The 22,276-nt window shown below is 38.7% G+C and carries 26 protein-coding genes; 21 read left to right on the top strand and 5 right to left on the bottom strand.

What is annotated here, in order from left to right; genetic code table 11:
* Nucleotides 1–23: 23 nt before the first annotated feature.
* The 5 genes from pstB to ABN217_RS09430 all read left to right on the top strand — a co-directional run bounded on the left by pstB (nt 24) and on the right by ABN217_RS09430 (nt 4,197).
* The gene (gene pstB / locus ABN217_RS09450) at nt 24–800 is read left to right on the top strand and encodes a phosphate ABC transporter ATP-binding protein PstB (protein ID WP_006534565.1); all 777 of its coding nucleotides are present in this window, start codon (nt 24–26) and stop codon (nt 798–800) included.
* A 14-nt stretch (nt 801–814) separates the two neighbouring features.
* Entirely contained in the window at nt 815–1,549 is a 735-nt protein-coding gene (phoU, locus tag ABN217_RS09445) for a phosphate signaling complex protein PhoU (protein ID WP_072068845.1), read from the top strand.
* Between the two features lie 215 nt (nt 1,550–1,764).
* Nucleotides 1,765–2,604: an ABC transporter substrate-binding protein gene (locus ABN217_RS09440; protein WP_197269777.1), complete on the top strand. Its 840-nt coding sequence runs from the start codon at nt 1,765–1,767 to the stop codon at nt 2,602–2,604.
* Nucleotides 2,605–2,711: 107 nt separating this feature from the next.
* On the top strand, nt 2,712–3,449 hold the full coding sequence (locus ABN217_RS09435) for an amino acid ABC transporter permease (RefSeq protein ID WP_115351110.1): 738 nt from the start codon (nt 2,712–2,714) through the stop codon (nt 3,447–3,449).
* Between the two features lies 1 nt (nt 3,450).
* The gene (locus ABN217_RS09430) at nt 3,451–4,197 is read left to right on the top strand and encodes an amino acid ABC transporter permease (protein WP_349459348.1); all 747 of its coding nucleotides are present in this window, start codon (nt 3,451–3,453) and stop codon (nt 4,195–4,197) included.
* Between the two features lie 250 nt (nt 4,198–4,447).
* Here ABN217_RS09430 and ABN217_RS09420 read toward each other — a convergent pair whose 3' ends face one another.
* Together ABN217_RS09420 and ABN217_RS09415 are read right to left on the bottom strand one after the other, a co-directional pair.
* Nucleotides 4,448–4,852, bottom strand: coding sequence for a DUF1240 domain-containing protein (locus ABN217_RS09420; protein WP_072068849.1), 405 nt, complete (start codon nt 4,850–4,852; stop codon nt 4,448–4,450).
* Complete coding sequence (locus ABN217_RS09415) at nt 4,842–5,258, bottom strand: DUF1240 domain-containing protein (protein WP_349459346.1); 417 nt, start codon at nt 5,256–5,258, stop codon at nt 4,842–4,844. The genes ABN217_RS09420 and ABN217_RS09415 overlap by 11 nt, the downstream gene beginning before the upstream one ends.
* A 125-nt stretch (nt 5,259–5,383) precedes the next feature.
* On the opposite strand from ABN217_RS09415, the gene yefM reads away from it, so the two are divergent.
* The 4 genes from yefM to ABN217_RS09395 all read left to right on the top strand — a co-directional run bounded on the left by yefM (nt 5,384) and on the right by ABN217_RS09395 (nt 7,793).
* Nucleotides 5,384–5,635 carry a YoeB-YefM toxin-antitoxin system antitoxin YefM gene (gene yefM / locus ABN217_RS09410; protein WP_072068851.1) on the top strand — a complete coding sequence of 84 codons (252 nt, stop codon included), beginning with the start codon at nt 5,384–5,386 and terminating at the stop codon, nt 5,633–5,635.
* Nucleotides 5,632–5,886 (top strand): Txe/YoeB family addiction module toxin, encoded by a 255-nt coding sequence (locus ABN217_RS09405; RefSeq protein WP_196554397.1) that lies wholly within the window; start codon nt 5,632–5,634, stop codon nt 5,884–5,886. The genes yefM and ABN217_RS09405 overlap by 4 nt, the downstream gene beginning before the upstream one ends.
* A 157-nt stretch (nt 5,887–6,043) precedes the next feature.
* Entirely contained in the window at nt 6,044–7,402 is a 1,359-nt protein-coding gene (locus ABN217_RS09400) for an NCS2 family permease (protein WP_197269775.1), read from the top strand.
* Nucleotides 7,403–7,481: 79 nt separating this feature from the next.
* Nucleotides 7,482–7,793 carry a monooxygenase gene (locus tag ABN217_RS09395; protein ID WP_072068854.1) on the top strand — a complete coding sequence of 104 codons (312 nt, stop codon included), beginning with the start codon at nt 7,482–7,484 and terminating at the stop codon, nt 7,791–7,793.
* 49 nt (nt 7,794–7,842) lie between these two features.
* Here the strand turns inward: ABN217_RS09395 and ABN217_RS09390 are convergent, their stop codons facing one another.
* Together ABN217_RS09390 and ABN217_RS09385 are read right to left on the bottom strand one after the other, a co-directional pair.
* Nucleotides 7,843–8,391: a GNAT family N-acetyltransferase gene (locus tag ABN217_RS09390; protein ID WP_072068855.1), complete on the bottom strand. Its 549-nt coding sequence runs from the start codon at nt 8,389–8,391 to the stop codon at nt 7,843–7,845.
* 2 nt (nt 8,392–8,393) lie between these two features.
* Entirely contained in the window at nt 8,394–9,866 is a 1,473-nt protein-coding gene (locus ABN217_RS09385) for a glycosyltransferase family 39 protein (protein ID WP_196554398.1), read from the bottom strand.
* 188 nt (nt 9,867–10,054) lie between these two features.
* On the opposite strand from ABN217_RS09385, the gene yihI reads away from it, so the two are divergent.
* The 6 genes from yihI to ABN217_RS09355 all read left to right on the top strand — a co-directional run bounded on the left by yihI (nt 10,055) and on the right by ABN217_RS09355 (nt 16,145).
* Nucleotides 10,055–10,552, top strand: a complete 498-nt coding sequence (gene yihI / locus ABN217_RS09380) for a Der GTPase-activating protein YihI (protein ID WP_072068857.1) — start codon at nt 10,055–10,057, stop codon at nt 10,550–10,552.
* A gap of 235 nt (nt 10,553–10,787) precedes the next feature.
* Entirely contained in the window at nt 10,788–12,233 is a 1,446-nt protein-coding gene (locus ABN217_RS09375; protein WP_196554400.1) for a DUF4026 domain-containing protein, read from the top strand.
* Nucleotides 12,234–12,642: 409 nt separating this feature from the next.
* A complete protein-coding gene (feoA, locus tag ABN217_RS09370) occupies nt 12,643–12,879 on the top strand; it encodes a ferrous iron transporter A (protein ID WP_036914344.1) in 237 nt (78 codons plus the stop codon).
* Between the two features lie 48 nt (nt 12,880–12,927).
* Complete coding sequence (gene feoB, locus ABN217_RS09365) at nt 12,928–15,255, top strand: Fe(2+) transporter permease subunit FeoB (protein ID WP_349439495.1); 2,328 nt, start codon at nt 12,928–12,930, stop codon at nt 15,253–15,255.
* A 19-nt stretch (nt 15,256–15,274) separates the two neighbouring features.
* Entirely contained in the window at nt 15,275–15,505 is a 231-nt protein-coding gene (locus tag ABN217_RS09360) for a FeoC-like transcriptional regulator (protein ID WP_072068859.1), read from the top strand.
* 181 nt (nt 15,506–15,686) lie between these two features.
* Nucleotides 15,687–16,145 carry an OsmC family protein gene (locus ABN217_RS09355; RefSeq protein WP_072068860.1) on the top strand — a complete coding sequence of 153 codons (459 nt, stop codon included), beginning with the start codon at nt 15,687–15,689 and terminating at the stop codon, nt 16,143–16,145.
* A gap of 44 nt (nt 16,146–16,189) precedes the next feature.
* Here ABN217_RS09355 and bioH read toward each other — a convergent pair whose 3' ends face one another.
* Nucleotides 16,190–16,960 carry a pimeloyl-ACP methyl ester esterase BioH gene (gene bioH / locus ABN217_RS09350; RefSeq protein ID WP_196554401.1) on the bottom strand — a complete coding sequence of 257 codons (771 nt, stop codon included), beginning with the start codon at nt 16,958–16,960 and terminating at the stop codon, nt 16,190–16,192.
* Between the two features lie 36 nt (nt 16,961–16,996).
* Here bioH and gntX point away from each other — a divergent pair, with 36 nt between their 5' ends.
* The 6 genes from gntX to glpD all read left to right on the top strand — a co-directional run bounded on the left by gntX (nt 16,997) and on the right by glpD (nt 22,271).
* Nucleotides 16,997–17,689, top strand: a complete 693-nt coding sequence (gene gntX / locus ABN217_RS09345; protein WP_196554402.1) for a DNA utilization protein GntX — start codon at nt 16,997–16,999, stop codon at nt 17,687–17,689.
* Nucleotides 17,690–17,749: 60 nt separating this feature from the next.
* Nucleotides 17,750–18,328 (top strand): Fe-S biogenesis protein NfuA, encoded by a 579-nt coding sequence (nfuA, locus tag ABN217_RS09340; RefSeq protein WP_072068863.1) that lies wholly within the window; start codon nt 17,750–17,752, stop codon nt 18,326–18,328.
* 179 nt (nt 18,329–18,507) lie between these two features.
* Entirely contained in the window at nt 18,508–18,834 is a 327-nt protein-coding gene (gene glpE / locus ABN217_RS09335; RefSeq protein WP_072068864.1) for a thiosulfate sulfurtransferase GlpE, read from the top strand.
* Nucleotides 18,835–18,853: 19 nt separating this feature from the next.
* Nucleotides 18,854–19,693 (top strand): rhomboid family intramembrane serine protease GlpG, encoded by an 840-nt coding sequence (gene glpG / locus ABN217_RS09330; protein ID WP_196554403.1) that lies wholly within the window; start codon nt 18,854–18,856, stop codon nt 19,691–19,693.
* A gap of 38 nt (nt 19,694–19,731) precedes the next feature.
* On the top strand, nt 19,732–20,490 hold the full coding sequence (locus ABN217_RS09325; RefSeq protein ID WP_006534541.1) for a DeoR/GlpR family transcriptional regulator: 759 nt from the start codon (nt 19,732–19,734) through the stop codon (nt 20,488–20,490).
* Nucleotides 20,491–20,777: 287 nt separating this feature from the next.
* Nucleotides 20,778–22,271, top strand: coding sequence for a glycerol-3-phosphate dehydrogenase (glpD, locus tag ABN217_RS09320; protein WP_196554404.1), 1,494 nt, complete (start codon nt 20,778–20,780; stop codon nt 22,269–22,271).
* Nucleotides 22,272–22,276 lie beyond the last annotated feature (5 nt).

Below are 22,276 nucleotides of genomic sequence, written 5' to 3'. Positions count from 1 at the left end.
AGTTAAGCAAGAGAGAACGTTGAATGATTATGGCTAATGATAACGCAGGAAATAAAATCCAAGTTCGTGACTTGAACTTCTATTACGGTAAATTTCATGCGCTGAAAAATATCTCTTTAGATATTGCCAAAAATAAGGTGACCGCCTTTATCGGACCTTCTGGTTGTGGTAAATCCACCTTACTGCGTACTTTTAATAAAATGTATGAGCTTTATGGCGAACAACGTGCAGAAGGCGAAATTCTGCTAGATGGCAACAACATCTTGACGGATAAGCAAGATATCGCATTATTACGAGCCAAGGTTGGTATGGTGTTCCAAAAGCCAACCCCATTCCCGATGTCAATTTATGACAATATCGCTTTTGGTGTACGCTTATTCGAAAAGTTATCTCGCGCTGATATGGACGAACGTGTTCAGTGGGCTTTGACAAAGGCTGCATTATGGAACGAAACCAAAGATAAATTACATCAGAGTGGATATAGTTTGTCAGGCGGTCAGCAACAGCGTTTATGTATTGCACGCGGTATCGCTATTCGCCCTGAAGTATTATTGCTTGATGAGCCTTGTTCAGCACTTGATCCAATCTCAACAGGTCGTATTGAAGAACTTATCAGCGAACTCAAATCAGAATATACCGTGGTTATCGTGACACATAACATGCAACAAGCAGCTCGTTGTTCTGATTACACTGCATTTATGTATTTAGGTGAGTTAATTGAATTTAGCGATACGGATACGTTATTTACGCGTCCTGCGAAAAAACAAACTGAAGATTACATCACTGGGCGTTATGGCTGATAACGAGGCAATAAATGGATAATTTAAATCACAATAAGCATATTTCTGGTCAATTTAATGCTGAATTAGAGCATATCCGTACTGAGCTGATGGTTATGGGTGGGCTTGTTGAAGAGCAACTGAAAAAAGCCATTACAGCGATGCACAATCAAGACCAAGCACTGGCAAATGAAGTTATTCAAGGTGATCATAACGTCAATATGATGGAAGTCGCCATTGATGATGCGTGTATGCGAATTATTGCTAAACGCCAGCCAACAGCAAGTGACTTACGTTTAATTATGGCAATATCAAAAACGATCGCTGAGCTAGAACGTATTGGTGATGTTGCTGAAAAAATCTGTAAGACCGCACTTGAAAAGTTTTCACACCAGCATCAGCCATTATTAGTCAGTTTAGAATCTTTAGGTCAACATGCAATACAAATGCTTCATGATGTTCTTGATGCGTTTGCGCGCATGGATTTAGATGAAGCAGTACGCATCTATCGTGAAGACGCTAAGATTGATAACGAATACGAGGGTATCGTCCGTCAATTAATGACTTATATGATGGAAGATCCTCGCACTATTCCTAGTGTGTTAACCGCCTTATTTTGTGCGCGTTCTATTGAACGCATTGGCGACCGTTGTCAGAATATTTGTGAGTTTATTTTCTATTACGTCAAAGGCCATGATTTCCGTCATTTAGGTGGCGACCAAGTAGAAAAAATGCTAACAAAAAGCGATGGTGACAATACCACTAAATAAATTTCTCTCTTCTTTTCTTCTCTTACAAACAGCGATAATCATGTCGCTGTTTTTTTATTCCCTCATAAATTTAATGCCGTACTTGCTCAACGCTTTTTCTCATCTTATTCCTTAAAAGCATATCCATATCAATTTTTATTATTTTATGAACTTAGATCAACTTGATAGCGTGATATCCAACATAACGATGATAATTCTTTTCTTTGGGGTGAATAATGAAACTACGTGTTTTGGCAACGGTGTTAATTGCAGGTTCTGTCCTTTTCTCTGGTATTGCAAAAGCCGATAAATTAGATGATATAAAAAAAGCGGGTGTTGTACGTATCGCGATTTTTGACAGCAATCCTCCTTTTGGGTTTATTGATCCTCAAACCAAAAAACTTGCCGGTTATGATGCGGATATCGCCAATGAAATCGCCAAAGATTTAGGCGTAAAACTGGAGCTACGTCCAACAAACCCAGCAAACCGCATTCCACTGTTAAGCTCTAAAAAAGTCGATTTAATTGCAGCAAACTTCACCATTACCGATGAACGCGCTAAGCAAGTAGACTTCTCTGTTCCTTACTTTGCAACTGGACAAAAATTTATTGCACGTAAAGGGGTTTTAACTAATCCTGAACAAATTCACTCACTGCGAATTGGTGCAGATAAAGGTACTGTTCAAGAAATCACGCTACGTGAGCGTTATCCTGATACCAAAGTTATCTCTTATGACGATACCCCTCTAGCCTTCGCTGCGTTACGTAACGGCAATGTACAAGCTATCACACAAGATGATGCAAAATTAGTCGGCTTATTAGCCAACCTTCCTGATGCTATAAAAGCAGATTTTGAAGTGTCATCTTTTAGCATTACACGTGAATACCAAGCTGTGGCCGCTGCTAAAGGCGAAGAGCGTTTAATTAATGAAATTAATAACACGCTATTAAGACTAGAAAAAGAAGGCAAAGCAGACGAGATCTATAACCGTTGGTTCGGCCCTGAAACAAAATCAGCTCAGCCTCGTGGTGACTTTAAATTTGCGCCATTATCCGAGCAAACACCACAATCTTAATCTTTAAAGAGTAATAACTATTTTCTTTCATCAATAGCAAAGTTATTTCTTTATTAAAACACCTACCCCGCCTTTGCGGGGTTTGGTGTCTACAATAGGCCTATTATATGTTTGAGCAATTTCTATCACATTACCTTCTTGAGCCACACTATTTAAGCTGGCTCTGGAAGGGATTCCTAATTACTTTGCTTATCTCTTTTTGGACTATTGTCATTGCAACATTAATGAGCTTTGCCCTTAGTGCTGCAAGAGATAGCACTTTTGCACCATTACGCTGGTTAGCCACGGCTTACACATCGTTATTTCGTAATACTCCACTGTTAGTACAATTATTCTTTTGGTATTTTGCATCTGGAGAAATTCTGCCACAAAGCGCCATGATGTGGTTAAACTCGCCTCATGAGATTACATTCTTAGGCGTAACACTTTCTTGGCCTTCTTTTGAATTTTTAGCTGGCATTGTGGGTCTGACATTTTACTCAACGCCATTTATTGCCGAAGAGCTAAGAGCCGGTATTCAAGGTGTTAAACAAGGGCAAAAATATGCCTCTTTAGCACTAGGCTTAACACAGTGGCAATCTATGCGTTATGTCATTTTACCTCAAGCCTTCCGTATTGCTCTGCCTCCTTTACTGGGTCAATACATGAATGTGATAAAAAACTCATCATTGACTATGGCTATTGGTGTTGCAGAGCTTTCTTACGCATCAAGACAAGTCGAAACCGAATCATTACGGACCTTTGAAGCCTTTGGTGTCGCAACCATTCTCTATATTGCGGCAATAGCCTTAATGGAGGCTTGGGGACAATGGCATCAGCAACGTAAATTAGCACAAGGGTATTAATATGGACTTTACTGTTATTGCTGATAACTGGCAGTACTTACTCTTTGGTGCCTATCCTGACGGGCCTTTAGAAGGTGCCGCGCTGACCGTCTTTATCAGTATCATTGCTGGTATTGCATCCATGATTTTAGGTACCTTGGGTGGAATTGCTCTGGCGATGCTTAGAGGTGTCTGGGTTAACCTCTTCGCAGCTTTTTTAGGTTTTTTCCGCGCTATTCCCGTCATTATGTTGATATTTTGGGTCTATTTTTTATTACCCGTTGTACTGGGGATGGAAATACCTGAAATCACGACAGTAGTTTGTGCATTAGCTTTAATTACATCGTCTTATATTGCGCATGGCGTTAAAGCCGGCATTTTGGCAATAGGAAGAGGGCAATGGCAGGCAGGATTATCGTTAGGTTTTAATCGCTGGCAAGTGCTATGGCATATCGTATTGCCTCAAGCATTACGAATGATGGTGCCTTCATTTATTAATCAGTGGATAGCCTTAATTAAAGATACTTCATTAGCTTATGTGGTGGGTGTAGGTGAACTTTCATTCTTAGCGACACAAGTTAATAACCGTAGCATGGTTTATCCAATGGAAGTCTTTCTGTTCGTTGCGTTTATCTATTTTGTTCTCTGTTTTTCATTGGAAATTATTGCAAATAGAGTGGCTAAATTATTCTCAACACAAAAAGAGAAACGCCCCTTTTGGCAAATAGTGTTGCCATTTAAACGAAAATATCCACTTCCTATTAACTAAGACTAATTAAATTAGGGCTTTCTGGCTGTTTACGATATGACTCTGGTGGGAGGTGGTTTAAACTTTTATGAGTTTGGTTTAGGTTATAATTTTGCTAACAAAACCAAGCTATTAAAACCGTTTTACTGTAACTTATTCCGTTAAATATGGCATAGCTCAATTTAATTATTTTTACAATAATTCAATAGATCTGATGAAATAGAAGTTATTCGGAGAAATAGATAAAAAGGTTTCACTAAGAAAGTTTAGGCTAATAACGACAAAGTTTTGGTGACACCACGTAAACATTTGATTTAGAAGAGGGCCCTTTTTTACAAACAAAATATCCTTGGGAGACAAGATCATATCTTACATAGAGATTAAAAAATATGCCAAATAAAATACCAAAAATGAAGATCAACACTGTGACTATCGCAAGTTTGCTATTAATTTTGATTACTTGGTCTTTTATAGCGGACATCAGTAATATGTAAAATAGATAATAAGTAAAAGGCGATAAAAAAGGCATACTTGCTGTGACAAAAGAAAAATTTATTTTCTCTGCTAAAAAGAAATAATCAACATAATCCTCTAGTGATAAAAAAATACAAATGAGAAAGAGAGGGATCATAATAAATGAAATTAAATATATTTTATCTTTAGTTTCAATATCCATAATTAATGACACCTATTAATGATTTAACATAGAGATTAGATTCTGCAAAAGTGTTTTTTTCACAAATAAAATAACCTTTAGAAAGTAGATCTCTTTCAACATAGTAAGAAAAGAAAAAGCTAAAAAACACACCAAAAATAAAAAATAAGAGAAAAGAGAACATTATTTTTTTACTTCCTTTTATTGTCCTCTTTTTGGATGGTGGAAAAACCAATAAATAGAGAAGATAGAAAACAGCAGGTACCGTAAATAAAAAAACAGATGTTCTGAATGAGGTACTAATTTTTTCAGCGAGAGAAAAATAATGAATATAACTTTCTATTGAAATAAATAACTCCATTGAGAAAACAACGAACAAAAAAACTGAAACTACATAGATTATCTTTATTATATTATTATCTGACATTCCCTATTTCCTTATTCTATTCCTAAAAAAATCTCCGCACATCTCATTAAGTACTTACTTCTGTACTTAAATCACTAAATTGTGTATAATTCAATCAAAATAGATACAACTCACTGGATAATAAGATGAAAACGATAAATTATACAGAAGCAAGACAAAACTTAACTTCAATTATGAATGAAACAATTGATGATAGAGTACCCATCATGATCACAAGACAAAAGGGTATTCCATGTGTTCTTTTATCTCTTGATGAATACCAAGCACTAGAAGAGACAGCTTATCTGTTACGATCTCCAGCGAATGCGCGCCATTTGCTCGATTCAATTGATGAACTGAACCAAGGTAAAGGTATAGAAAAGGATATAACGGAATGAAATTAATTTTTTCTGAACAATCATGGAGTGATTATCTTTATTGGCAACAAATGGACAAGAAAATAATTAAACGCATTAACGAACTCATAAAAGATATTAAAAGAACACCGTTTAGCGGAATAGGTAAACCAGAGCCCTTGAAACATAATTTAGCAGGTTTTTGGTCAAGACGGATCACTGATGAACATCGCCTTATCTACCGTATTACTGATCCCGCTATAGAAATTGCATCATGTCGATACCACTATTAGCCTCCTTACATTTATCCTTTTTCACTCTTAAAGGATCTCAAAGTATTTTTAAGCTTTAGATTTTCCTTCTACGCAATCGATTACTTTTTTAGGTGCAGTTATTGTTTTATTTGTGTAGGATAAAGCGAAAAACATTTTTTTTTGGGATCTTTTGTCTATGAGCATGTCATCACCAAATTCTGGTTCACAGGGTTTGCTCCAACGTGTGTTTAAGCTACAAGAACACGGCACAACCGCTCGCACCGAACTAATTGCGGGTATCACGACGTTTTTAACGATGGTTTATATTATTTTCGTTAACCCTCAAATTCTCGCTGCTGCCAATATGGATATCAAAGCCGTCTTCGTGACGACCTGCTTAATTGCGGCTTTCGGCAGTATTTTAATGGGATTAGTGGCAAATTTACCTATTGCTGTTGCACCAGCTATGGGCCTAAACGCCTTCTTTGCCTTTGTGGTTGTTGGCGCAATGGGATATTCATGGGAAGTCGCTATGGGTGCGATTTTCTGGGGTGCTGTAGGTCTATTTTTACTGACTCTTTTTCGTATTCGTTACTGGATAATAGCGCATATTCCGCTAAGTTTACGTGTGGGTATTACGAGCGGTATCGGCCTTTTTATCGCCATGATGGGCTTAAAAAACTCTGGTATTATTATTCCTAACAACGATACCATCGTCACTATTGGTAACTTTGCCTCTCATAACGTGTTATTAGGTGCATTAGGCTTTTTTATTATCGCCATTCTTGCCGCACGTAATATTCACGCAGCTATTCTTATTTCTATCGTTATCACTACAGTAATTGGCCTATTATTAGGCGATGTCACCTACCAAGGCGTTTTCTCTCTTCCTCCTTCTATCACCACTGTTGTTGGTAAAGTAGATATTATGGGTGCCTTAGATATCGGCCTTTCTGGTGTGATTTTTGCCTTTATGTTAGTAAACCTATTTGACTCTTCAGGCACATTAATTGGTGTGACAGATAAAGCGGGTTTAACCGATGACAAAGGTAAATTCCCACGTATGAAACAAGCGTTATACGTCGATAGCTTAAGTTCTGTTGCAGGCTCTGCAATGGGTACATCGTCTGTAACCGCCTTCATCGAAAGTACTTCTGGTGTTTCTGTCGGTGGTCGTACAGGCTTAACTGCGGTTGTTGTGGGTATTCTTTTCTTACTTGCTATCTTCTTATCTCCACTGGCAGGTATGGTGCCAAGCTATGCAACAGCAGGCGCACTAATTTATGTGGGTGTATTAATGACATCCAGCCTTACGCGGGTGAAATGGGATGATTTAACTGAATCCGTTCCAGCTTTTATCACCGCAGTCATGATGCCATTTAGCTTCTCAATTACAGAAGGTATCGCTCTAGGCTTTATTGCTTATTGTGTTATGAAGATAGGGACTTTCCGCTGGAAAGAAATTAATCTGTGTGTTGTGATTGTTTCATTAATGTTTATTTTAAAAATATTACTGATTGATACTCATGTTATTGATTTGAATTCTTTATTCTAATATTCAATAAATTAAGAACATCATGATACAGACAAACGGCACCAATAACGTGCCGTTTTTTATAAGAAAAGAGGTGATTATGCACGTACTTTTACAAGTAGATTTCCCTTATCATGGTCCTTTCGATAATGAAATGACACAAGCTATGGATGCATTATCTGCATCAATCAACCAAGAGCCTGGCTTTATTTGGAAAATTTGGACTGAAAATAAAGACACACAAAAAGCAGGTGGGATTTATCTCTTTGATTCAAAAGAAAATGCTCAAGCTTATCTAGAGAAACACAGCGCCCGATTAAAATCTTTTGGTATTCCAGAAGTACGTGGTGATATTTTTTCAATAAACCAAGCTTTAAGTTTAAAAAATCAAGCCTCTTTTTTGGCTAAGTAGCGAAAAGCACAAGTGTTATATACCACTTGTGCTTTTCTATTTTCTGCAATTACTCTACTTTCGTGGGCAACAACAAACCAAAGATAATGGAATCAGAAATCTCATCACCCACTATCCAACGCTGTTTAAGATAGCCTTCCTGTTCAAAACCTAATTTAGCTAATAAAGCAGCTGATGCTTTATTATTCGGATGAATATCCGCTTCTAAACGACGAACAGATAAATGTGTTTGGAGGTACGTGATAAATGCGACCATAGCTTCCTTCATGATCCCTTTCCCTTGATATGGCGTATCAAGGCAATACCCTATTTCGCCTCGTTGTGACTTAGGGTAATGATTAAAGAAAACACACATTCCCATTAATGCATTTGTCTCTTTGTCTATTACCGCTAAGCGCAGATACTCTTTTCTTTCCATATGGGTAATATCTTGAATGATATCTTCTTGCGCTTCTTGCAGTAATTGCCAAGGAAGATGGCTCCAGTAGCGAGTGACTTCAGGTGAACTCATAATATTAAACCAATTTTCAGCGTCTCCCATTTCAAAGGGACGCAAAATCAACCTTGATGTTTCAACCTGAATATCAGCGTAACGCATTTCTACTTTTCCTTATGACTGTTTGGAGCCACGAATGCAATACAAACCGGCTCTGCAATAGCATTTGGCTCAGAACGGAACATTATCTCTTGAGTATCGGCTATTTTTAAACTCGGCCAGTGCTTTAATCCTTCATCAAAATGTGCTTTTTCACAGTAATAACCCACCTCACTCACCAATACGACACCTTTCTCTTCTAATTGTTGAAGCGTAATATGCCGATTATAGATATTAGGCGGTTGTACATTTTTTTCTAATATCCACGGCTGTGAAGATAATGGTCTATCTTTGCCATAAAAAGTCACCCATTCATGCATATACTCGCCGCCCACATACGCAAGTGGCGTGTGATAATGCTGATACCAAGCTTGTTCAACATCTTGCACAAAGGTTTTTACACCAATAAATTTTTGACCCGCATTACGCACATTAGCGGCTTGTACGACGGTATAACCAGAAACAACCAACATACCAAAAACACCTAAACCATACAGTGCGCCACGTAATGAACGTTTAGGCATGACACTAATTGAGCCCACAAAAAGTGCAGTCGCAATCGACATAAAGGGTTGTAACCACTCGCTGATACGCCCCCCTTCATGAAAACTAAACCAAGTAAAAATAATCACTAATGGAAATAACAAAATAAAATTCAGTAATTGGCTATCTGGAGATGCAGACCAACTTACACGGCCACCATAAAGACGTAATATAACCCACATCAAGATAACAGGATAAAAAACCGTCAGCGCAGCACGCGTCGTACGCAAATTAAAACGGCTCTCTATTTGAGAATCAACCCATTTAAACGCGGCAAAATCGGTTTGCCATAACCAAATAAAATTAGGGATAACAAAAGCAAGCCAAATCGCAATCGCCACATAAAAATAAGGCGATCGATAGCTCACCCGCACTTTAGGTACAAATAGGCTTAATAAAAAGACAGAACCCATAAAGGCTAGTGATGAGTATTTCCCCATTGTGGCAATACCCATAACAATAGCAAAGCCAATCCAATATTTTTGATTGTCATTGATTGCGCAGAGGAAAAAATAAAAAGCCCAAGCCCAGCAACCGACTAGAATATAGTTATCGTTATAAGGGATAATATCGAAGTTAATAATGCCAGATAAATTAAGCCCTAACATGGCAAACCATGCAAGATTAGCGTTACGAGTCAATTTATAAGCTAAATTCCAGACACCTAATAATCCAATAGCAATCACAATAAAGTGGATAAAATACCAATAAAAGCTAAAATCGACACCGCCATAAATAGCAGGTGACATTATAAAACCAACAAACCAAGGATTTTTAGGAGAACCCCAACCTCCATTGGTACCCCAATTGACTGCTTCTACGGCATCATAAGGCACCGTAGGGTCAAAAAGATAGCTGACTAAGATCCACAGTGTCGCATAGCCAATAACCCACCAATATACCGGTTTACGCAATTGCGCAGATGATAATGTCATAATAAATAGAAAGTTAAGTTGATAAATTTAATTTGGTCATTAAAAGATGTCACAACACAGTAAAGTATAGTGAAATGAACCGCACATTGTACGTGAGCAAAAATTAAATTGTCTTAAATTTGCGCTTTTATTGAAAATTTGTTTCTGATAGATTGCGCAACCAAGAAGATCACTACCGAGTTACCATTATGAATATGATTAAAAGAAAGCCCGCAGCAAAAACACGTAAAAAAACACGTGAAGAGCTGAACGCGGAAGGACGTGAACGCAAACGTCAAAAGAAACACCGTGGCAATCCTGCTGGTAACCGTCAGCAGGAAATGGAAAATAAAAACCAAACTAAAAATACAGTACCGAAAGATCCACGTATTGGTAGTAAAAAACCAATCCCTCTGATTGTGGGTGATACACCTAAAGTGGCGAAGAAAAAACCTGCGCCCGTCAAAGCAGAACCGGTTCGTTTAACACCTGAACAAGAATTAGACTTGTTAGAAAACGATACTCGTTTAGACGAATTACTGTCTCGCCTTGAAAATGGTGAAAAACTTAACGCTGAAGAGCAGGCTTATACTGAAAAAACCCTTGATCGTATTGACGAATTAATGGTTGAACTCGGTATTGAGTTTGAAGATGATGACGATGAAGAAAAAACTGAAGACATCATGCAATTACTAAAAGGTAAATAATCAAAAGGCTAATAATTTGCTTTGATTACCTTACATCTAATGGATATCAGTAACCTATTGATATCCATTAATTTTATATATTTTCCGTTTTTTTCACATTTGATTTATGTTTGAAAACACCCTTTTCTTGTGATGACATAAACAAACCTATCAAGCTCAGATAACTCCACCTATTCCTCTCTTATCATCCCTGATATTCTATTTTTCTATCTTTAATATACGAGTGATAAGAAATATGGATAACAGACAGCAGTACTTAGATATCGCAGCCGGGCAAGGAGAAAAAGTGCCCTCTCGTATAGTGGCTTTTCCTGCACAGCCACTAAACTATGCACTTATTGAGCAACGCCTAGAAGAGCAGACGGATTATACGGATGGTGAAATTAATTATCTGAGTGAAAATATTGATGATGGTTTTTTCTATCGTTGCCAACATGGAGATAATGAATTACATTTTTTTGTCTGTCTTTATCCTCGAGATGAAGATTATGAAATACGCCCAATGTATTCGACAGATGAACTGACCCCGCAGTTATTAGCGCACGCAAATGCCACTACTCAAGATTTATTATTAGAAACGCTCTTTACCGAGGCGTTACATCCCTTAGCAAGTTACCGTCATCAACTGAATTTTCTAAATATTATTGCCCCCGAAATGGTTTTGGCATTAGATGAATCAGCGGCAGGTAAAGCCTTAACACCAGAGTGGGTCCGTTTTCAATTAAAGACCCCCGATCTCTATCCTGAAGTAGAAAGCTTATATGTTATTCATGCAGTCTATGATACAGAGAACGATCCACCAACAATGTTTTGGTTCCATACTCATGGGCTCGCACGCTGTGGCTTAACAGAAGTCGATTTAGTTATTCCAAGTATGCTTGAATCTTACTATGGTATTCCTGATCTCTTCCGCTGCTTTGTTAACAACAGCATTAATCATCGCCAAATCGAATTTGGAGAACCAATGCTTTGTGGACAAACATCAACAGGTTTAGAGTATCTTGTTGCCTTACCTTTTGAAGAAGGTATCCGCCATATCAATCAATCAACACCTCTCGAAAATCTTAGACCTTTAGAAGAGATGCGTTATGACACTGAAGGTGCACCCAATGGGGTTTTCTTGGGTGATTTAGCCGATCGTGACGAATATCATCAACATCCTTCCTCTATGCTATTTAGAACCAATGAAGAAAATCCTGTTTTAGAAACCTTCTTTAAAGGTTATGAAGAGCAGCAAGCGATGATGCTACTGCGTAGCAATGAAGAAACCTATGAGATGTCTGAAAAAGCCAAGCGACGCTGGGAATACTTCGTTTCTATGTTTGATAACTACAATCAACCATCTGTTGAGAAAAAAAGTGGTTTTCTCTCCAAATTATTAGGTAAAGACAAACCCGAAGAGGCTGAAAACCCTTGGCAATTTATGATCAAGTTCGGCATTCCTTATGGCGAAGAGGAAGAAAAAGAGCTTGAACATATGTGGTTTGTGCCACAGTCTCGTGATGGAGACATCGTTTATGCCAAATTACTCAACGTGCCATTTTATGTTGAAGAGATGCAAGAAGGTGAAATCTATCCTATCAATATAGATTTAATAACAGATTGGGTCGTTTCATTCGAAGATAATAGTTATACCCCTAACAATATTTACCAGCTTTTTAGCCACCAACAGACTCACTAATAGCTAACGATCTCATAACCCTAATGCGGGTTTCTTATTTAATAATAATGAGAAACCCGCTTTTAATTTCAGTGAAATCTACTTTCATCTTGTGATCAGTTAACATTATTAATTGATTGTTATTTTGTTGCTACATTGATATCTCAACTCTTCACATTTTGTTTTTGTCTAGTAACAGATAGAGAAAACAGTTCGTTTTCCTTCCAATATCTTTTCTCTGGTTGATTTAAATCAAGTGTTGATAAGCCTAGAGTAGGCTAAATTATACCCAATAAAGATAATTATAATTCTCATTAGCATTAAAAATATTTATTATAATTATCCTGACTCTTATTATGTGAATTTTTATATACGTTAATAATTATCAGTATCATTATTTTTTGTATCAATATTCGTGGAAGAACGATTTATGTCACTGATCCCAAATCACAGTTATAAAATCTTGAGCTACTCACCTCAGATTAGCCCTGCATACAGGCAGAAGTTGCTATCTTTAGGTATGTTGCCTGGCGCTGTGTTTAACGTTATTCGTATCGCACCACTGGGTGACCCTATTCAAATAGAAACGCACCGAGTATCCCTCATTTTGAGAAAAAAAGATCTCGCACTTATTAACCTTAGCGAAGTGGTTCATAACGAAAAATAATCGTTATTTCTCATTCAACCAGGCAAGACAACTATTGGCATCACTATTATGACTCCTCTCACTATAGGCCTTATCGGCAATCCCAATGCTGGTAAAACGACACTTTTTAATCAGTTAACAGGCTCTCGCCAGCGCGTAGGTAACTGGGCGGGTGTGACGGTCGAACGCAAAGTTGGTCGTTTCACAACGACAAATCATAAAATTGAGCTCGTCGATTTACCCGGCACTTACTCTTTAACGACAATCTCAGAACAGACATCGCTTGATGAGCAAATTGCCTGTCATTTCATTTTAAGTAATGAAGCGGACATGCTGATTAACGTTGTTGATGCCTCTAATCTTGAACGAAACCTTTATTTGACATTACAGCTTCTTGAGTTAGGCATTCCCTGTATTGTGGCATTAAACATGCTCGATATTGCAGAACATCAAGATATGCAAATTGATATCAAAGCGTTGTCTGAGCAACTGGGTTGCCCTGTTATTCCTATGGTTTCAACAAAAGCATCGGGAATGGATAAGCTCAAAGACGCGATTGACACTTTTCCTGCTGAAAAGAAAAAACCACAAGAATTACTCACATCCTACCCAATATGGTTACTTAATGAAGTCGAAGCGCTCGCTGAAAAAATTAACCATGATGAGTTTAATTTACAGCAACGCCGTTGGATGGCATTACAGTGTTTAGAAGGGGATATTTATACCCATCAGCGTGCTCAAGTTACCACCGAAGATATCAAAGCCATTCGTCAGCGAATTCAAGATGAACACAATAATGAACCCGAATTAGTCATTGCAGATGCCCGTTATCAAAATATTGAACGCATCTGTCATACTGTGATTAATATGGAGTCTATTAAGCCAAACATCCTGACACAAAATATCGATAAAGTGATATTAAACCGTTGGTTAGGTGTACCTATCTTCCTGTTTGTAATGTATTTAATGTTCGTTTTGGCGATTAACATCGGTGGTGCATTACAACCCGCTTTTGAGGGTGGATCTGAAGCCATCTTTATTCATGGTATTCAATGGATTGGTGCAACCTTTAACTTTCCAGAATGGTTAACCATTTTCCTTGCACAAGGTGTCGGTGGTGGTATCAATACTGTTCTTCCTCTCGTGCCACAAATCGGGATGATGTACTTGTTCTTATCTATCCTTGAAGATTCTGGCTATATGGCTCGAGCTGCTTTTGTAATGGATAGATTGATGCAGGCTTTGGGTCTGCCGGGTAAATCATTCGTACCGCTGATTGTCGGCTTTGGTTGTAACGTACCATCCATTATGGGTGCACGTACCCTCGATGCTCCAAGAGAACGATTAATCACAGTATTAATGGCACCGTTTATGTCTTGTGGTGCACGCTTAGCTATCTTTGCTGTTTTTGCCGCCGCTTTCTTTGGTAAAAATGGCGCGAGTGTGGTTTTCTCGCTTTATCTTCTGGGTATTGTTGTCGCTATTTTGACGGGGTTACTGCTAAAACATACCATTATGCGTGGTGAAGCTTCACCTTTCGTGATGGAACTGCCTGTTTACCATGTGCCTCATCTAAAAACCTTATTGATGCAAACTTGGCAACGTTTAAAAGGCTTCGTAATACGTGCTGGTAAAGTCATTATTATTGCCAGTATGTTTATCGGTGCATTAAATAGCTTTACCTTCTCAGGTAAACCTGCCGATAACATCAATGACTCTGCATTAGCATCGGTCAGTAAAGTGATCACACCATTATTGCAACCTATTGGTGTTCATAACGATAACTGGCAAGCAACGGTAGGTTTAGTCACAGGGGCGATGGCAAAAGAAGTGGTTGTAGGAACATTAAATACCCTTTATACCGCGGAAAGCATTGTGAACGAGCCTTTTGATCCTGAAGAATTCGATCTTTGGGGTGAAATTAGTGACGCTTTTGGTGAAACATGGGATAGCTTAAAAGAAACCTTTACCCTAGCCGCACTTTCTAATCCAATTGAAGCAAGTAAAGGTGATGGTGAAATGGATACCGGCACTATGGGTACCATGGGAGCTAAATTTGGCTCTGGTATTGCCGCATACAGCTACTTAATCTTTGTTTTACTGTATGTACCTTGTGTTTCAGTAATGGGTGCCATTGCCCGTGAAACAAGCCGTGGCTGGATGACTTTCTCCATTCTTTGGGGATTAAATATTGCTTACTCATTGTCAGCGCTGTTCTATCAAGTAGCAACCTTTAGTGAGCATCCGCAAAGTAGTGGCATAACCATTGCTGCCGTGGTGATCTTTAACTTAATTCTCTTTATCTTGTTGCGTAATGCCCGTAGTCGTCTAACAATAAACTTAAGCAATAAGCCTTCATTGGCTAAACAATGTTGTTCAAAAGGTAGTTGTCACTAGGTGACAAAGGAAAGGTAAGATGGCCAGTTTGATAGAAGTTCGTGATTGTATCGCCCTTAATGGTCGAGCCGATGCCCGTCTTATCAGCCATCAACTCAATATGCCTGAACCGTTGGTACAAGCAATGTTAGAACGGCTCACATTGATGGGTAAGCTTCAAGAAGTAGATGTAGAGGAGTGTCTTACAGGCAGTTGTAAAAGTTGCCCTGAAGCCACTGCCTGCCAGACAAAGCTTTATCAATTAACCTAACAAATTGATAAATGCCATCACAAAAACCCTTACTTTATGTAGGGGTTTTTATCTAATGCTTAAGATGAATCATTTTCATCTTCCTATTTAATGATTTACTTTCCTAACTATCACGGCATAATTCTTTAAATATAGACGTAAAGACGTCTATTGTTATTTCACTTTATAAGAATATAAAATTATGCCAATAACTGAATTTTCATCGACCATTACAACCAGTAAACAAGGTGGATTACAGATGCAATGTGCATCACGCCAGTTTCAATTTTTACTTGATGAACCTATGTCATTAGGTGGAAAAGACAGTGCAATGAATCCTGTTGAAGCATTATTGGGTACATTAGGTGCTTGTAAGGGGATTGTTGCCAAAAGCTTTGCGCGTATGCATAAAATTAATCTCAACGATATTCGCATTGAAGTTAAAGGCGAATTAGATACCGATGGTTTTACGGGAAAAAATAAAGACGCCAAATTAGGCTTTAGTAAAATTACGACACACTTTTTTATTCAAGCTGATAATAGCGAAGAAGAAATTGCTGCATTTATCGCTTTTATTGAACGCACTTGCCCTGTTGCTGACACCATAAAGAATGCCCCTATTTTTGAGACATCTTTTCATCTTGAGAACGTGCTCGTATAAAAAGGTTTATCACTGCCCAAATATGGGCAGTTTTTAGCACCCTATCACGTGATATCGCAGACATTCATTAATGCTTGAGCGAATTCATCAGGATGTGAAATAAACGGTGCATGAGCCGCATTACGGAAAATAACAGAAGGTGAATGTGGATAAATAGTATCTAATAATTCGGCCACTTTTCGAGGAACCAAACCGTCTAAATAACCGTAAAAACGAATAAAAGGACAACTCAACGTTTTCAATTCTTCTCGTAAATCCTCAGTACGTAGAATTTCTAATCCACCATTAAGCACCTCAACAGAAGGGAGTGGTTGCTCTAATACCACGGATTTTAATGCTTTCATATCTTCACGGGCACTTTGAGTACCCAATGTTTGCAGTGCTAAAAAGCGCTCAACTGTGCGATGAAAATTTTCATTTAACTGCTGTTCAAATCCTTTCAAAACCTCAGGTTTGATGCCCGGCCAAGTATCATGTGCACCAAAGCAAGGAGAAGAAGCTACGGTAATCAATGCTTGTACATTATTGGGATTATCTAAAACAACACGGCTAGCGACTAATCCACCTAAAGACCACCCTAGCCAAATGGCATTAGCAGGCGCTTTTGCAAAAACAATCTCTGCCATTTCTTTTAATGTGAGTGCTGAAAATCCTTGGCTACGCCCATAACCCGGTAAATCAACAAGATGAAGTGTAAAATGCGAGGTTAATCTCGGTATTAATGATTGCCACACCTGAGCATTCAGCCCCCATCCGTGTAGTAGCACAAGATCTGTTTTTCCTTCACCGATTGTCTGCCAATACAGTTTATTCATTGTTATGCTCTCTTCTCTTTTACAAGGATGTTCATTATGTGGATAACAATAGCAGGATATTGTTGGCTATGTCGTCAACCCTTAGATTATGATACTAAAGGTATTTGTTCGAGTTGTATTCGACATCTACCAAAACAACAAAATCGATGCCCTTGTTGCTTATATCCTTCTCATCATTCTATGATGTTGTGCGGGCGTTGCTTACAATCACCCCCACTATGGAAACAGATGTTGACAGTCACCGACTATCAACCGCCATTAAATAAATTATTACACCTTTATAAATACCAACCTCGCCCTCAAATAGCTTTATGTCTTGCACGACTTTTTCTATTGCGATGGCTTTCACATCGGCGAGAAAATTTGGTGCAGAAACCTGACAGAATTATTAGCGTTCCTTTACATCGTCATCGCCGTTGGTCTAGAGGCTTTGAGCAAGTAGAAGCTATCGCTAAGCCTTTGGCAAGATGGCTAAATTGTGCTTATCAACCGAATACCCTGATAAGAACTCGTGCTACACTGGTGCAAACGCATCTTAATGCCAAGCAAAGGCAACAAAATTTAAAACATGCATTTGTATTAAATAACACAGTGTCGGTATCAGGGAAAAATCTGGCACTAATTGATGATGTTATCACTACAGGTGCGACATTAAATTCCATCGTACCCTTGTTATTTCGTGCGGGAGCACGCTCTGTTGAGGTATGGGCGATTTGTCGAACCTTGTAGTTAACCGCCAATTGGGCGTATGATAACCAACCAGAACAGTCAACTATTGAGCAAGACGATATGATTATTATTACTGATGCCGCACAGGCGCATTTTGCCAAACTACTGGCTAACCAAGAACCCAACACCCAAATTCGTGTATTCGTTATCAATCCAGGCACACCTAATGCTGAATGTGGCGTTTCATACTGCCCACCTGATGCCGTAGAGCCAAACGATACTGAAATTAAGTTCGAAAAACTTTCTGCGTATGTTGATGATATCAGCGCACCTTTCTTAGAAGATGCAGAAATTGATTTTGTCACTGACCAATTAGGCTCACAATTAACCCTAAAAGCACCTAACGCGAAAATGCGTAAAGTTGATGCTGATGCACCATTAATTGAGCGTGTTGAATACGTGTTGCAGTCACAAATTAACCCTCAATTAGCGGGTCATGGTGGTCGCGTGAGTCTGATGGAAATCACTGAAGATGGCTATGCTATCTTACAATTCGGTGGTGGTTGTAACGGTTGTTCAATGATTGATGTCACTTTAAAAGATGGCATCGAGAAAGAACTATTAAACCTGTTCCCTAATGAATTAAAAGGTGTGAAAGACTTAACTGAGCACCAACGTGGCGAACACTCCTACTACTGATCCTTCAGTATCAAATCCCCTATGATATTCACCTGCACTGATATCATGGGGGATTTTTATATTAAAATAATCATTTACAAAGAGTTACGTTATCTTTACCCATTTGACGTTATGATAAATGTGTCGTTCTCTCGCTCAGAACAAATAAATTAATTAACAATATAATAAATAAGACAATTATGGATAAGTTTCAATTTCTTAGCATTGAACAAGCTTATCAATTCTGGGTATCTCAATCGGCTATTTTAGTCGATGTGAGAGATCCTCAGAGTTATCGCTTTGGTCATGCGACAAATGCATTTCATCTCACCAATGAAACGCTAAATCAATTTTTACAAAATGCTGACTTTGATGTTCCTGTTATGGTGATGTGCTATCACGGCCACAGCAGTCAAGGGGCAGCTCAATATCTGGTTAATATGGGCTTTGAAACCGTTTATAGTATTAATGGTGGTTTTGAAGCATGGCAAAGAGAGTTTCCACAAGCGATAACGTCTCTGCAATAACGACGGATGAGTTTTGTCAATGATCCACATTATTACGCTTTCTAACCCTCAAGCTGCTGATTTATTTGTCAATTACATGGCAACAAAAGGTGTGCGAATTCACGCAAAAAATGAGAATCAGCAAATCTCACTTTGGTTAGAAGACCAACATCAGTTAGAAATGGTTGAAAAAGAACTTAACACGTTCCTACGAGAGCCCTTTCATCCGCGCTATCAAGCCGCAAGTTGGCAAACCGGCAATCCGCAAAATACGGGTATAAAATATCGCCCAGCTTTTTCGGTAAAAAATATGGTACAGCGTTCAGGCCCGTTAACGGTACTGGTGATTATTTTATGTATCCTCGTTTTTATCTGGCAACAAGTGGTTGGTGACTATGATGTCATGCTCCATTTAGCATGGCCTTATGAAGAGAGCTTAAACCTTGAAGTTTGGCGCTATATTACTCCAGCATTTATTCATTTTTCACTGATGCATATCGCCTTTAACCTTGCTATGTGGTGGTATCTCGCAAGTCAAACAGAGCAGCGATTAGGTACCAGTAAATTATTTGTGATCATGCTCGTTTCTGCGCTCTTTAGTAATTGGGCACAATCCTTGTTTACAGATTCCAACTTTGGTGGGCTTTCTGGTGTTGTTTACGCATTAATTGGCTATGTTGGTTTAACCGGAATACGTAATCCTGAAAAAGGTATTGGCGCCCCAACAGGTTTAATCGTCTTTTCAATTTTATGGATTGTTGCAGGTTATATGGGCGTTTTAGGTGACTCTATCGGAAATGCTGCACATTTTGCAGGCTTCCTTATCGGCTTATTGATGGCTTTGTGGGATAATCGACATCAATTATCTCGTAGATCATAATAAAATTAACATGATATTTTTAACATTAGGGGACACCTGTGAAGCAAACGCAACGACATGATGCCATCATTGAACTGGTACGCCTACAGGGCTATGTCAGCACTGAAGAGTTGGTGGAACATTTTGAAGTCAGCCCACAGACCATCCGACGTGATTTAAATGAATTAGCGGAAAAGAACAAAATCCAACGTCATCACGGTGGTGCCGCATTACCTTCAAGTTCTGTGAATACCGCTTATCATGATCGTAAAATTATGTGGTCTGATGAAAAATCACGGATTGCGCAACGCGTGGCGAGTTTAATTCCTGATGGTGCAACACTATTTATTGATATTGGTACAACGCCTGAAGCCGTAGCACATGCACTTATTAACCATAAGAACCTCCGTATAGTAACTAACAACCTTAATGTAGCAACATTACTGATGGGCAAAGAAGACTTTCGTTTGATCCTTGCAGGTGGTGAAGTGCGTACACGAGATGGAGGGATTGTCGGTGAAGCTACACTTGATTTTATCTCTCAATTCCGTCTTGATTACGGTATTTTAGGGATAAGTGGTATTGATATGGATGGCTCATTGCTTGAGTTTGATTACCACGAAGTTCGCACTAAACGCGCAATTATCGAAAACTCGCGCTGTGTTATGTTAGTGACTGACCATTCTAAGTTTGGTCGTAATGCGATGGTAAATTTAGGCAATATGAATCTGATCGATTACTTATTTACCGATCAAGAACCACCAGCGGGGATACAAAAAATTGTTGAACAACACAACGTTCAACTCGAATTATGTTAATTGAATAAACTCCCTCGAAAAGTACCTTTTTAGGTACTTTTTTTTATCAATTCGCCATCAAACTCAATTAACTCCTTCTATTTCTTCTCTTTTTTATTAATACATTAACAATGTTGCTTATTTTCAATAAGCCCACAAATTATGTGGATATGATAATAAATTGTTATCCATATCACGCGGTTATGTTTTTTATCAGTTATATAGTTGGCATTTTCATCAAACTTCATTACAATTATGAGCGAAAACGAACATTAAAGAATTGTTTCGCGCATTCGTAGGAGGATGTTATGAAAACTCAAGACTTGATTGTCATCGGCGGCGGAATAAACGGCGCTGGAATTGCGGCGGATGCAGCTGGCCGAGGCCTTTCAGTACTTATGCTGGAAGCTCAAGACTTAGCAAGTGCGACATCTTCCGCGAGCTCTAAACTTATTCATGGTGGCTTACGTTATCTAGAACACTACGAATTCCGCTTAGTAAGCGAAGCATTGGCAGAGCGTGAAGTGTTATTACGCTTAGCGCCACATATCGCATTTCCAATGCGCTTTCGCCTACCACACCAACCACACTTACGCCCAGCTTGGATGATCCGTATTGGTCTGTTCCTTTATGATCATTTAGGAAAACGAGTAAGCCTACCAAGCAGTAAAGGTATTAAATTTGGTGCAAACTCTGTTTTAAAACCAGAATTAACACGCGGTTTTGAATATTCAGACTGTTGGGTTGATGATGCACGTTTAGTGGTACTCAACGCACAAGAAATCGTCCGTCGTGGTGGTGAAGTGCGCACACGCACAAAAGTCACCCGCGCTTGGCGTGAAAATAATTTATGGATGGTAGAAGCAAAAGATTTACGCACAGGTGAAACATCGCTCTACCAAGCTAAAGCCTTAGTAAACGCAGCAGGTCCTTGGGTTAAAACCTTATTTGATGAAGGCTTAAAACTGAAATCACCTTATGGTATCCGTTTAATTAAAGGTAGCCATATCGTTATTCCTCGTGCTCATAACGAACCACAAGCTTATATTTTACAAAACGAAGATAACCGTATTGTTTTCGTTATTCCTTGGATGGATGAGTTCTCTATCATTGGTACTACGGATGTTGAATATAAAGGCGATCCTAAAGATGTCGCTATCGATGACAACGAAATTCAGTATTTACTGAAAGTCTATAACGATCACTTTAAAAAGCAGTTAACTAAAGAAGATGTGGTATGGGATTACTCTGGCGTACGTCCATTATGTGACGATGAATCAGATTCACCACAAGCAATTACCCGTGACTACACCTTAGATGTTCATGATGATAATGGTCAAACACCACTGTTATCTGTATTTGGTGGTAAATTAACGACTTATCGTAAATTAGGTGAGCACGCTGTTGATAAACTTGTTGCTTACTTCCCTAACATGGGTAAACCGTGGACTAAAAATGGTCAATTACCAGGCGGTAATTTAGAAGGTTGTGATCGTGATGGTTATTCACGTTTAATTCGCCAACGTCATCCTTGGTTACCAGAAGCACTGGCACTGCGTTTTGCCCGTACTTATGGTAGCAACACCGAATTACTGCTTGAAGGCATTACTGATTTAGCAGGCATGGGTGAAAACTTCGGTCATAATCTGTATGAAGCAGAATTACGTTATTTAGTAAAACATGAGTGGGTTATTGAAGTGGATGATGCTATTTGGCGTCGTACTAAACTCGGCATGTGGCTAAATGACGAACAAAAACAACGTATTGCCCAATGGTTAGCAGCAAATACTCAAAATTCATAAGAGTA

It is taken from the genome of Proteus sp. fly-1067 (assembly GCF_040139345.1).
In the GTDB taxonomy this organism is placed as follows: Bacteria; Pseudomonadota; Gammaproteobacteria; order Enterobacterales; family Enterobacteriaceae; genus Proteus; species Proteus vulgaris_B.
The sequence above is the reverse complement of the archived record's forward strand: the minus strand, read 5'-3'. Positions and strand labels throughout refer to the sequence as shown.

Excerpts from the sequence above, each read along its gene's own strand:
- pstB (WP_006534565.1), top strand. The coding sequence starts at position 24 with ATGATTATGGCTAATGATAACGCAGGAAATAAAATCCAAGTTCGTGAC.
- phoU (WP_072068845.1), top strand. The coding sequence starts at position 815 with ATGGATAATTTAAATCACAATAAGCATATTTCTGGTCAATTTAATGCT.
- ABN217_RS09440 (WP_197269777.1), top strand. The coding sequence starts at position 1,765 with ATGAAACTACGTGTTTTGGCAACGGTGTTAATTGCAGGTTCTGTCCTT.
- ABN217_RS09435 (WP_115351110.1), top strand. The coding sequence starts at position 2,712 with ATGTTTGAGCAATTTCTATCACATTACCTTCTTGAGCCACACTATTTA.
- ABN217_RS09430 (WP_349459348.1), top strand. The coding sequence starts at position 3,451 with ATGGACTTTACTGTTATTGCTGATAACTGGCAGTACTTACTCTTTGGT.
- ABN217_RS09420 (WP_072068849.1), bottom strand. The coding sequence starts at position 4,852 with ATGGATATTGAAACTAAAGATAAAATATATTTAATTTCATTTATTATG.
- ABN217_RS09415 (WP_349459346.1), bottom strand. The coding sequence starts at position 5,258 with ATGTCAGATAATAATATAATAAAGATAATCTATGTAGTTTCAGTTTTT.
- yefM (WP_072068851.1), top strand. The coding sequence starts at position 5,384 with ATGAAAACGATAAATTATACAGAAGCAAGACAAAACTTAACTTCAATT.
- ABN217_RS09405 (WP_196554397.1), top strand. The coding sequence starts at position 5,632 with ATGAAATTAATTTTTTCTGAACAATCATGGAGTGATTATCTTTATTGG.
- ABN217_RS09400 (WP_197269775.1), top strand. The coding sequence starts at position 6,044 with ATGAGCATGTCATCACCAAATTCTGGTTCACAGGGTTTGCTCCAACGT.
- ABN217_RS09395 (WP_072068854.1), top strand. The coding sequence starts at position 7,482 with ATGCACGTACTTTTACAAGTAGATTTCCCTTATCATGGTCCTTTCGAT.
- ABN217_RS09390 (WP_072068855.1), bottom strand. The coding sequence starts at position 8,391 with ATGCGTTACGCTGATATTCAGGTTGAAACATCAAGGTTGATTTTGCGT.
- ABN217_RS09385 (WP_196554398.1), bottom strand. The coding sequence starts at position 9,866 with ATGACATTATCATCTGCGCAATTGCGTAAACCGGTATATTGGTGGGTT.
- yihI (WP_072068857.1), top strand. The coding sequence starts at position 10,055 with ATGAATATGATTAAAAGAAAGCCCGCAGCAAAAACACGTAAAAAAACA.
- ABN217_RS09375 (WP_196554400.1), top strand. The coding sequence starts at position 10,788 with ATGGATAACAGACAGCAGTACTTAGATATCGCAGCCGGGCAAGGAGAA.
- feoA (WP_036914344.1), top strand. The coding sequence starts at position 12,643 with ATGTCACTGATCCCAAATCACAGTTATAAAATCTTGAGCTACTCACCT.
- feoB (WP_349439495.1), top strand. The coding sequence starts at position 12,928 with ATGACTCCTCTCACTATAGGCCTTATCGGCAATCCCAATGCTGGTAAA.
- ABN217_RS09360 (WP_072068859.1), top strand. The coding sequence starts at position 15,275 with ATGGCCAGTTTGATAGAAGTTCGTGATTGTATCGCCCTTAATGGTCGA.
- ABN217_RS09355 (WP_072068860.1), top strand. The coding sequence starts at position 15,687 with ATGCCAATAACTGAATTTTCATCGACCATTACAACCAGTAAACAAGGT.
- bioH (WP_196554401.1), bottom strand. The coding sequence starts at position 16,960 with ATGAATAAACTGTATTGGCAGACAATCGGTGAAGGAAAAACAGATCTT.
- gntX (WP_196554402.1), top strand. The coding sequence starts at position 16,997 with ATGTGGATAACAATAGCAGGATATTGTTGGCTATGTCGTCAACCCTTA.
- nfuA (WP_072068863.1), top strand. The coding sequence starts at position 17,750 with ATGATTATTATTACTGATGCCGCACAGGCGCATTTTGCCAAACTACTG.
- glpE (WP_072068864.1), top strand. The coding sequence starts at position 18,508 with ATGGATAAGTTTCAATTTCTTAGCATTGAACAAGCTTATCAATTCTGG.
- glpG (WP_196554403.1), top strand. The coding sequence starts at position 18,854 with ATGATCCACATTATTACGCTTTCTAACCCTCAAGCTGCTGATTTATTT.
- glpD (WP_196554404.1), top strand. The coding sequence starts at position 20,778 with ATGAAAACTCAAGACTTGATTGTCATCGGCGGCGGAATAAACGGCGCT.